Consider the following 9,933-nt stretch of genomic DNA (forward strand, 5'->3'; position numbering starts at 1 on the left):
AATACAGAACTCGGTCCTTAAATTAAACAGTCTAACTTTTTGGGGGCAGATCACTTGTGGTTGCTGTAATTTTTGGATTGATCATTTAAAACAGCACGGTTTTAACGTCACCGCAAATGATACAGGTAATCGCCATGTACATAGCAAACTACAATTACAACCGAAATTACAAGCCTGCCATAGTGCAATGGTAGACGGTTATCTGATTGAAGGTCATGTGCCGGCACAAGATATTGAGCGTTTACTCAAAGAAAAACCGGCTGATGCAGTAGGCTTAATCGTACCGGAAATGCCGCTTGGTTCGCCGGGAATGGATCAGCCGAAACATATGGGGCATAAAGATAAATATGATGTGCTGTTACTTAAAAAAGACGGCACAACTACAATTTTCAATTCATACAACTAATCATTAGGAGAAACAAAATGTCAATTACACTCAAACTTGATGGCTTACATTGCGGTAACTGTGTAAAAAGCGTGGAAAAAGCACTGAATGCAGTAGAAGGCGTAAAAAGTGGCCGTAACTTTAGAACCACAACAAGCGATTGTGGAAGGTTCTGCTAATGCAGAAGCTCTTATTGCCGCTGTTGATGATATTGGTTTTGAAGCAGAAGTTATTTAATCCTTATAATTATTGATATTCAAAGAAAATCCCCCTCTTTAGCAAAGAGGGGAACAAAAATATAAAACCACCATTCCGTGGTTAAACTTACCGGAAAGAAGAGATATGGCTAAAGAACAACAAATTTTAATTGACGGTATGCACTGTGCCGCTTGTGTGCGTCGGGTTGAAAAAATCTTGATGAAAGTGGAAGGGGTGACTTTTGCTTCGGTCAATCTTGCCGATCAAACTGCATTTGTACAGGGCGAAGCGGATCCGCAAGCGATGATACAAGCGGTCGAAAAAATCGGTTTCGGCGCGGAAATTTTAGAAAGCGAACAAGAACGTCGAGCCAAACAACAAGCGCAAACCCAACGTACTTTAAGCCATAAAAAATGGCAATTTGCAGTCGCCTTAATTGTCGGTTTTGGTTTGGTGGCATTGGGTTTGGCTATCGGTATGATCCCAAATTCAACCAATTTAATTTATTGGTTTATCGCCGCAGCCGTCAGCTTATTTACTATGTATTTTGCCGGTAAAGATTTCTTTGTCGGGGCATGGGTCAGCCTGAAAAATAAAGCCTCCACCATGGACACTTTAGTCGCTCTCAGTACCGGTGTCGCTTGGCTCTACTCTTTCTGGCTAACTCTTTTCCCTCAACCGCAAGCGCACGTTTATTATGAAGCCAGCGTGATGATTATCGGCTTTATCAATCTCGGTAAATTCCTTGAATTAAAAGCCAAACAACGTTCTTCGCTTGCTTTAGAAAAATTACTCGATCTCGCCCCGCAACAAGCGGTTATTTTTGATCAAAATAATGCAACGCAAACCATTCCGGTTAAAGGCATCAAACCGGAAATGCGTGTACAAGCACTCACCGGCGATCGGCTTGCGGTGGACGGCAGATTGGAAAGCGGTGCTATTTGGGTGGACGAATCAATGCTGACCGGTGAAGCGTTACCGATTGAGAAGAAAGTCGGTGATAAAGTACGTGCCGGAACCTTGATTCAAGACGGATCAGGCATCTATATTGCCGAACAAGTCGGCAGTCAAACCGCTCTTGCTCGTGTCATTAACGCCGTGCGTCATGCTCAATCCAGTAAACCACCGCTCGCACAATTTGTCGATAAAGTGGCAAGTGTTTTTGTACCGGTTGTGGTTTCGATTTCGCTGATAAGCGGTCTGATTTGGCTATTTTTAGGCAAAGACTTTTCGTTTGCACTCTCGATTTTTACCACCGTGTTAATTATCGCTTGCCCTTGTGCACTCGGTTTAGCAATTCCGCTTTCTACTATTGCCGGCGTGGCTCGAGCTGCTGAATTTGGTGTGTTAGTACGTAATATCGAAGCTCTGCAAGCCGGCTCCGAAATCGATACGCTAGTATTCGATAAAACCGGCACACTCACCACCGGCGAAATGACGGTTTCGGATATCCAAACCTTTAACGGTTTCGAGCCGAATCGTGTGTTGCAACTGGCAAAAAGTTTAGAAGTCCACGCTTCTCACCCGATTGCCAAAGCGATTGTAAAATTTGCTGAAAATCAGACCGCTTGTGAAGTGACTAATGTACAAGTGGTCAAAGGTGCGGGGATTATCGCCAACTTAGGCGAAGATCAAATCAAGGTGGGTAATACGAAGTTTGTCAATTTTTCCGGAAATTTAACCGCTTCTCGATCCACGCAAATTTTTGTGGCGGTAAATGATCAATTAGCCGGTATTTTATCGGTGGAAGATCAATTACGTAATGAATCAAAAGCGATGATCGAAAAATTTAAAGCGGAAGGTTATCAATGCTTAATGCTGACCGGCGACCGCCAATCAACTGCTGAATATTTTGCACAACAACTCGGTTTAGACGGTGTGATCGCCGAAGTTTTACCGGAGCAAAAAGCGGATAAAATTCGTGAATTACAAGCTCAAGGTAAAAAAGTGGCGATGATTGGCGATGGGATTAATGACGCACCGGCTCTTGCTCAAGCAAATGTGGGCATTACGATGCACAACGGCTCGGATATTGCGGTTGAAACCGCCGATCTCTCGCTGATGCAACACGGTTTAACACCGGTGCTACAAATTCTGCCGTTTGCTAAACGGGTATTACGCAATATGAAGCAAAGTTTGCTCGGTGCATTTATGTATAACGTGATTGCCATTCCGATTGCTGCTGGTGTACTTTACCCGTTTACCGGCTGGCTGCTCAACCCGATGATCGCCGCCGTTGCGATGACAATGTCTTCTATCACCGTGGCGCTAAACAGTCAGAGATTGTTGAAGTAGCTAGTTTCCCCCATGCACAAAGCCGTATGTAGCTCTATATTTTCTCTAACTTCCAGCCCTAGCAGGACTGAATTATGCTTAACCTAGTACGGCTCTGCCGTGCTAGGCTTTTCAGTGTAATCCGTGTATTCCGTGGTTTTATTGCTCCACTAGCCACCAGACTTACGGCACACAAAATCAAACCATGTAGTCGGTAACATACGTCTTAGCCACCAAAACAGTTTAGTTGGAAATGTGACTTGATAACGGGCTTTCGGTTTGCTATCGCTTAAGGCTTTTAGACAAGCTTCCGCCACCGCTGATGCCGGTTTAGCAAACGGGTTATCATTCTTTTTAGTTGCCAAACGCTGATATTGTTTTTGGTTAAATGCCGTTTTAGCGGTATGCTCCACATCAATATATTTGGTGAGTTTATCCAAAGAATTTGAACGGAAATCACTTAAAATCGGGCCCGGCTCAATCAAACTGACATAAATATTCGAGCCGTGCAATTCGTGACGTAACGTATCCGCCATGCCTTCTACCGCAAATTTAGAGGCATTATAAGCACCTCGAAAGTGCATTGCGGCAAAGCCTAAAATACTACTGGTCAATAAAATACGTCCGTGATTCTGCGCTCGGAAAATTTTAAGTGCATGATTCATCACTTCCCACACGCCAAATACATTGGTTTCAAATAACTCACGTAATGCTTCACGCGGCAAATCTTCCACACAGCCCGGTTGCCCCTGCCCTGCATTGCAAAATACCGCATCTAATCCACCGCTTGCTTTTATATATTCAAACGCTTGCGCAATTTGTGCCGAATCTTGCACGTCAAGCTGAATACATTCGAAGCCTTCCGATTGTAAGCGGTCGATATCCACCTGTTTTCTGCAACTGGCAATCACTCGCCAGCCGCTTTCTTTCAATAACTTAGCAGTTGCATAACCAATACCGGAAGAACAGCCGGTGATTAGAATCGTTTTCATACTTTCCTCAATACGTTTCGCCACTATTAACGAATCACACTCACAAAACCTTCGGTCGCTTCCGCTTCTCTAGCTAAAGAAATGCCATCATCTTCTTTCGGTGATCCAACTAACAATAAACCGATCACTTTATCACCGGCACGGCAACCGAATGTTTCACGCAATAGCGATCCTTCCACCCATTTTTTGCTAATCCAAACCGTTTCAAAGCCTTGAGCATTAGCGGCTAGCTGCATCGCATAAGTCGCACAGCCGGCTGTCACAATTTGCTCCCACGCCGGTACTTTCGGTGATTCGTGATCAATTTTTGCCACAATGCCGATCACCATTGGAGCTTGGTTGGAAAGTTTATCCACCTTAGCCGCATTTTTCTCATCCATATTAAATTCCACTGCGGTAGCGGCTAAACATTCGCGTAATTTCGGCATTCCGCTTTTTTCGATCACCACAAAATGATAAGGCTTCATTTTGCCGTGATCCGGCGCACGCAACGCGGCTTTAATCATATTTTCAACTTGCTCCGCAGAGGGGGCAATTTCACCAAATTTTTTATTTGAACGACGGCGATGTAATAAATCTAAAATTTCCATAGTCTGCTGTACTTTATGTAAAAATTGGCTTAAGAATAACATATTTTATTAATTCTAAGCCGTTTTTATGGTAGCTTATCCCACAAAATACTTACACTCATTAGGACTAATATGTTAAAAATGTTGAAAGGGCTTTATCAGATTTTCCGCTGTATTCGAGAATTTGTCTTAAGCCTATTATTTATTATTTTCGTACTAATTTGTTTTGCACTTACCACCTTATTACAACAAGAATCAAAGCATCAAAATCAACAACCTTTTTTCGAAAAAGGGGCATTACAACTCAATTTAGACGGTTACTTAGCCGATAATCATGACGAATACGGTGATTTACACCGCTTAATTCAAAACGAGTTAGGCAATAATGAACCGATAAAAATCTCAACCTTTGATGTAGCTCGTAGCATCAATAAAGCTATGAAAGATGAACGTATTACCGGTTTAGTATTGGATTTAGGTTATTTCCAAGGTGGGGATGTTGCCTCACTACAATTTATTGGCGCTCAAATCGAATACTTCAAGCAATCGGGTAAACCGGTTATCGCTATTGGTGAACAATACAGCCAATCGCAATATTATTTGGCAAGCTTTGCCGATAAGATTTATTTGAATAAAGCCGGTTTTGTTGATATTCATGCTTTCAGCTATAGCAATATCTATTTCAAAACGTTGCTCGATAAAATTGAAGCTGTTCCACATATTTTCCGTGTCGGTACTTACAAATCGGCTGTAGAGCCGTTCATTCGTGATGATATGTCACCAGAAGCAAAACAAAACGCACAAACATGGCTCACATCAATCTGGAATAATGTCCGCCAAGACATTGCGCGCAATCGCCAAATTCAGCCGGAACAAGTTCTACCGGATAGCCAAACTTATATCGCAAAATATAAAGCATTAAAAGGCGATGATGCGCAATATGCATTAAATCAAAAATTAATTACGGAAGTTACCACACCAAGTCAAATTCAAACCGCTTTAATTCAACAATTCGGAGCAGATAAAGAAGGTAGCTATAATCACATTGATTATTTTGATTATGCTCACGGGCTTACAGATCGTTTTCATGTTAAAGCCGAAAACAAAATTGCAATTATTAACGTAGAAGGTCAAATCGTAAGTGGCAAAAGCTCTCAAAATTCGGCGGGCAGCGACACCATTGTCAAACAATTACGCAAAGCACGTGAAGACAAAAATGTGAGAGGCGTTATTTTACGAGTAAATAGCCCCGGCGGTAGTGCAATGGCTTCGGAAATTATTCGCCAAGAATTAGAAGCGATTCAACTTGCCGGTAAACCGGTTGTGACATCAATGGGCGGTATGGCGGCGTCAGGCGGCTATTGGATTTCGGCGACCAGCGATAAAATTATCGCCAGCCCGACTACCATTACCGGTTCTATCGGGATTTTCGGCTTAGCAACCAGCTTTGAAAAAACTGCTAAAAATTTAGGTGTAACGGAAGATGGTATTTCACTTTCACCATTTGCTTCTTCCAGTCCATTAAAAACATTACCGAAAGAACAAGCGGAAGTAATTCAAATCAGCATTGAAAATGGCTACGACCGATTCCTAGAATTGGTCAGCCGCGGACGAAATATCCCTAAACAGGCAGTAGATAAAATTGCACAAGGACAAGTTTGGTCGGGTGAAGATGCACTAAAACACGGTTTAGTCGATGAATTAGGTGATTTTGACACCGCTTATGACGTTATCACCGAATTAGTCAATCAACAACGCAAAGTAAAAGGTGAAGCCGCAATCGAACACTTTAGAGCGCAATGGTTTATTGACAGCGATGATAGTTTGCTAAGTTCATTCTTAAAAGGCTCTAACCTGAAATTACAACTCGGCTCATTATTAGGATTACCTGTAGCAACTCAAGCCCAACAATCACTCAAGTTACTGCAACAGTTTAACGATCCTAAACACGCCTATTTATATTGTCTCAGCTGCGGCACGATAAAATAGCTTGTTACAAGCGGTTAAATTTGCAAATTTTTTCGCAAATCTAACCGCTTATTTTTTCTTCCCTCACCTCTCTTTTTTGTTTATAGTAGCGCCCTTTCCAATTATCTAAATTAGCATTTCTAATCCCATTAAATATGAACCAAAAGCAACTTATAAAACTAGCCGTGTTACTGATTATTGCGGCAATCTCTTATTTTTTCGGTAATCAAAGTAATAAATCAGAACCGGTTAAGCAGCCACAACAGCAACAAAACGACTATGCAACGGAAGCTGATACGCCGATTGCCAAAGCACCACAGGCACAATCCGCCTCTGCGACTCAAGCGGCGCTTTCGATGAATTATGATTCCAAAATGTATGAAGATAAAATCGGGCAAAACAAGCACGCACCGGTTGATTACTATATGTTGGCGCTTTCTTGGTCTCCGGCTTTTTGTGAATCACAACGCAATAAAAACCAAGGAGATGTGCCGCAACGTTTAGCTTATCAGTGTGCCGAAGCTCAAAACTTCGGTTGGGTTATTCACGGTTTATGGCCACAAAATGCTAAGGCTCGTTCGGTTGATCAACATCCTCGCTATTGCCAAGGCGATTTACCGGAAGTTTCCACAAAAATTATTGAGCAATATCTACCGGAATCACCGGGCGCTGCATTATTACAAGGCGAATGGGAAAAACACGGCAGCTGCGCTTTCGATAGTGCGGAAAGTTATTTTGCCAAACAAAAAGAGTTGTTTTACAGCCTGAAACTACCGGCAAAAAATCTACGCCGAAATGATTTATTCCAATGGATTCGTAAACATAATCCGCAGCTACGAGGTGTTTATTTAGGCGCAAGCAAGACCGAGCTTTACGTCTGCTACGATAAAAAATGGAAACCAATGGACTGTCCGAAATAAATGACGGAATCAGTCTCAAATACTGCTCTCATGCGTCAGCTCAAGATGCAAGTTCAGCGTCAGCTAAAACGCAATTTGGAGCAAGCCAATACTCACTTCAATAAAACTTTTATACCGCCTGCGGTCAGCTATGCCGTGCGTGGTGTAAAAGCCGGTGCCGCCTATCTGCAACGTAATGAAATTCGCTTCAATCCCGTTTTATTGGCAGAAAACGGGCAATCCTTTATTCAGCAAGTTGTACCGCATGAACTTGCTCACGCTTTGGTTTATCAACAATTCGGGCGAGTCCAGCCACACGGGAAAGAATGGAAAATGATGATGGAACAAGTTTTCGGAGTGCCGGCGGAAACCTACCATTGTTTTGATACGCAAAATGTCGTCGGCAAACAATTTGCCTATCAATGCGGCTGTCAAACGCATCTACTTTCTTTACGTCGTCATAACGCTATCGTACGAGACAGTTGCCGTTACCTCTGTAAGCAGTGTAAACAAATCCTCACTTCCAAAGAAAATTTGTAACAAGCGTTAAAATAACGTTAAAAGGTACTAGACATTATTCTATAAGCGCCTAAAATTAATGCAATTTTTTGATTTTTATCAATTTATTATCATTTGGAGTATTTTATGACAATGGAAACCATCGTGGTCGTGGGTGGTGGAGCTGGCGGTTTAGAGCTTGCTACCTACCTTGGCAATAAATTAGGTCGTAAGAATAAAGCGAAAGTCATTCTTATCGATCGTAATGCAACCCACCTTTGGAAACCTCTTTTACACGAAGTTGCAACTGGTTCTTTAGATGAAGGTACCGATGCGCTCAGCTATCGTGCACATGCTAAAAATCACGGTTTTGAATTCCAACAAGGCACGCTCACCGCAGTAAGTCGTGATAAAAAAGAAGTGACACTTGCGCCAATTTATAACGAACAAAATCAGCTGTTAGTAGAAGAACGCCATATCGCTTATGATAAATTAGTGATTGCGATCGGCAGTAAATCGAACGATTTCAATACTAAAGGTGTGGCGAAACACTGTATTTTCTTAGACGGTTCAGAACAGGCGAAGCAATTCCAAAAACGTATGATGGAATTATTCCTACAGTTCTCTCACAGTGAAGATCAAGATGTAAAAATTGCGATCGTAGGTGGCGGTGCAACCGGTATTGAACTTTCTGCAGAACTTTATAATGCGGTAAAACACTTAAACTCATACGGTTTTGGTAAATTGAATCGAGCGAGTCTAAAAGTCACTTTAGTTGAAGCTGGCTCACGCTTAATTCCTGCGTTAACCGAAAAAGTATCGGCTTCAGCCCTCGCTGAATTACGCAAAGCCGGTGTAGACGTTCGCTTAAATGCCATGATTACTGAAGCGGTAGAAGACGGCTTAATCACCAAAGACGGTGACAAAATTGAAGCTAACTTAATGGTTTGGGCTGCCGGTGTTAAAGCGCCTGATTTTGTAAAAGAATTCGGCTTTGAAACCAACCGTCTAAACCAAATTGAAATCAAAGATACCTTACAAACAACGGTAGATGACTCGGTATATGTCATCGGTGACTGCGCATCGCTTATCCAAGATGGCAAAGCGATTCCACCACGAGCTCAAGCCGCGCACCAAATGGCAACACAATGCGGTAAAAACATTGTGGCGGCACTTGAAGGTAAAGAACAAAAACCGTTTAAATTCAATGATAAAGGCTCTCTACTTTCATTCTCTCACTTCGGTACGGTCGGTAACTTGATGGGTAACTTAATGAGCGGTGATATGTTTATCGAAGGTAAAATTGCACGCCTTGCTTACCTCTCGTTATACCGTATGCACCAAGTTGCTTTACACGGCTGGGTAAAAACCGGTCTGATTTTATTAGTCGGTCAAATTAACCGCTTCCTCAGACCGTCAATGAAGTTACACTAAGCAAAACAAGCGGTTATATTTCCGCAAAATTTTGCAAAAATTAACCACAGAAGACACAGACTACTCGGAAATTTTATTCTGTGTAATCAGTGTATTCCGTGGTTTTATTTAGGTGTAATGGACAAAATAGTTACTAAATAGCCCATTAAGACTTCAAATAGACAATTTAGTTGCTAATGAATATACGACTTACAATTGCTAATAAGTAGTAAGATATACATTAGTTTCTCAAAGATGCATTTCTAACCTATGTTGGTTATCCCAATGTTTAGCTTCATGCTTATATGAATTTGCTAATTTATATAAAAGTTTAGATGATAAAAATGGATGTGTTATAGCTAATTGGTCTCCCCATTTTACATATTGCTCAGCTAACTTTCTTTCTTGTTCACCCCCATCCCCAAGTAAACGAGTTGTAACTCCCCGACTATTTTTTTACCTATATACATACCCTCACACATATTTTCAGACTGAAGTTCTTCTAAGACATCTCGGATTTCTTCACTAGGCCAGATATTATCTTGGCCTACTGGAGCTTTACTTAAAAGTTTACCAATAAAATATTTAGTGATTTTCCCTCGACCTTCTTTTATTGCATATTCAATAGTAGTATTAACCCAATTTGGCATAGTAGACAAAAAGGTTGGTAAAAAGTGGGTTAAAGCCTTATATTACAAGGCTTTAACCCACTTTTTTAAAATATAAATAAAAACTTA

Annotated in this window: 9 protein-coding genes and 1 pseudogene; 7 read left to right on the forward strand and 3 right to left on the reverse strand. The window is 41.5% G+C overall.

Annotated features, from left to right (window positions below):
* Position 1: 1 nt before the first annotated feature.
* From HMPREF0027_RS02480 to HMPREF0027_RS02490, 3 genes and pseudogenes are all read left to right on the forward strand, one after another.
* The gene (locus HMPREF0027_RS02480) at positions 2–406 is read left to right on the forward strand and encodes a DUF411 domain-containing protein (RefSeq protein WP_081456948.1); all 405 of its coding nucleotides are present in this window, start codon (positions 2–4) and stop codon (positions 404–406) included.
* 17 nt (positions 407–423) lie between these two features.
* A pseudogene (locus HMPREF0027_RS02485) lies at positions 424–622 on the forward strand (heavy-metal-associated domain-containing protein).
* Between the two features lie 105 nt (positions 623–727).
* Complete coding sequence (locus tag HMPREF0027_RS02490) at positions 728–2,878, forward strand: heavy metal translocating P-type ATPase (protein WP_005621983.1); 2,151 nt, start codon at positions 728–730, stop codon at positions 2,876–2,878.
* Between the two features lie 149 nt (positions 2,879–3,027).
* Here HMPREF0027_RS02490 and HMPREF0027_RS02495 read toward each other — a convergent pair whose 3' ends face one another.
* The gene (locus tag HMPREF0027_RS02495; protein ID WP_044024230.1) at positions 3,028–3,849 is read right to left on the reverse strand and encodes an SDR family NAD(P)-dependent oxidoreductase; all 822 of its coding nucleotides are present in this window, start codon (positions 3,847–3,849) and stop codon (positions 3,028–3,030) included.
* 26 nt (positions 3,850–3,875) lie between these two features.
* Positions 3,876–4,439, reverse strand: a complete 564-nt coding sequence (locus tag HMPREF0027_RS02500; protein ID WP_044024408.1) for a nitroreductase family protein — start codon at positions 4,437–4,439, stop codon at positions 3,876–3,878.
* Positions 4,440–4,550: 111 nt separating this feature from the next.
* On the opposite strand from HMPREF0027_RS02500, the gene sppA reads away from it, so the two are divergent.
* The 4 genes from sppA to HMPREF0027_RS02520 all read left to right on the forward strand — a co-directional run bounded on the left by sppA (position 4,551) and on the right by HMPREF0027_RS02520 (position 9,217).
* Positions 4,551–6,407: a signal peptide peptidase SppA gene (gene sppA / locus HMPREF0027_RS02505; RefSeq protein ID WP_005621986.1), complete on the forward strand. Its 1,857-nt coding sequence runs from the start codon at positions 4,551–4,553 to the stop codon at positions 6,405–6,407.
* Between the two features lie 134 nt (positions 6,408–6,541).
* Positions 6,542–7,306 carry a ribonuclease T2 family protein gene (locus HMPREF0027_RS02510; protein WP_005621987.1) on the forward strand — a complete coding sequence of 255 codons (765 nt, stop codon included), beginning with the start codon at positions 6,542–6,544 and terminating at the stop codon, positions 7,304–7,306.
* The gene (locus HMPREF0027_RS02515) at positions 7,307–7,825 is read left to right on the forward strand and encodes a SprT family zinc-dependent metalloprotease (protein WP_005621988.1); all 519 of its coding nucleotides are present in this window, start codon (positions 7,307–7,309) and stop codon (positions 7,823–7,825) included.
* Between the two features lie 111 nt (positions 7,826–7,936).
* Positions 7,937–9,217 carry an NAD(P)/FAD-dependent oxidoreductase gene (locus HMPREF0027_RS02520; RefSeq protein WP_044024410.1) on the forward strand — a complete coding sequence of 427 codons (1,281 nt, stop codon included), beginning with the start codon at positions 7,937–7,939 and terminating at the stop codon, positions 9,215–9,217.
* Positions 9,218–9,588: 371 nt separating this feature from the next.
* Here HMPREF0027_RS02520 and HMPREF0027_RS02525 read toward each other — a convergent pair whose 3' ends face one another.
* Positions 9,589–9,846 carry a hypothetical protein gene (locus HMPREF0027_RS02525; protein WP_005621990.1) on the reverse strand — a complete coding sequence of 86 codons (258 nt, stop codon included), beginning with the start codon at positions 9,844–9,846 and terminating at the stop codon, positions 9,589–9,591.
* Between the last annotated feature and the right edge of the window lie 87 nt (positions 9,847–9,933).

This window comes from Actinobacillus ureae ATCC 25976 (assembly GCF_000188255.1).
Taxonomy (GTDB): domain Bacteria; phylum Pseudomonadota; class Gammaproteobacteria; order Enterobacterales; family Pasteurellaceae; genus Actinobacillus; species Actinobacillus ureae.

Excerpts from the sequence above, each read along its gene's own strand:
- sppA (WP_005621986.1), top strand. The coding sequence starts at position 4,551 with ATGTTAAAAATGTTGAAAGGGCTTTATCAGATTTTCCGCTGTATTCGA.
- HMPREF0027_RS02510 (WP_005621987.1), top strand. The coding sequence starts at position 6,542 with ATGAACCAAAAGCAACTTATAAAACTAGCCGTGTTACTGATTATTGCG.
- HMPREF0027_RS02515 (WP_005621988.1), top strand. The coding sequence starts at position 7,307 with ATGACGGAATCAGTCTCAAATACTGCTCTCATGCGTCAGCTCAAGATG.
- HMPREF0027_RS02495 (WP_044024230.1), bottom strand. The coding sequence starts at position 3,849 with ATGAAAACGATTCTAATCACCGGCTGTTCTTCCGGTATTGGTTATGCA.
- HMPREF0027_RS02525 (WP_005621990.1), bottom strand. The coding sequence starts at position 9,846 with ATGCCAAATTGGGTTAATACTACTATTGAATATGCAATAAAAGAAGGT.
- HMPREF0027_RS02520 (WP_044024410.1), top strand. The coding sequence starts at position 7,937 with ATGGAAACCATCGTGGTCGTGGGTGGTGGAGCTGGCGGTTTAGAGCTT.
- HMPREF0027_RS02500 (WP_044024408.1), bottom strand. The coding sequence starts at position 4,439 with ATGGAAATTTTAGATTTATTACATCGCCGTCGTTCAAATAAAAAATTT.
- HMPREF0027_RS02490 (WP_005621983.1), top strand. The coding sequence starts at position 728 with ATGGCTAAAGAACAACAAATTTTAATTGACGGTATGCACTGTGCCGCT.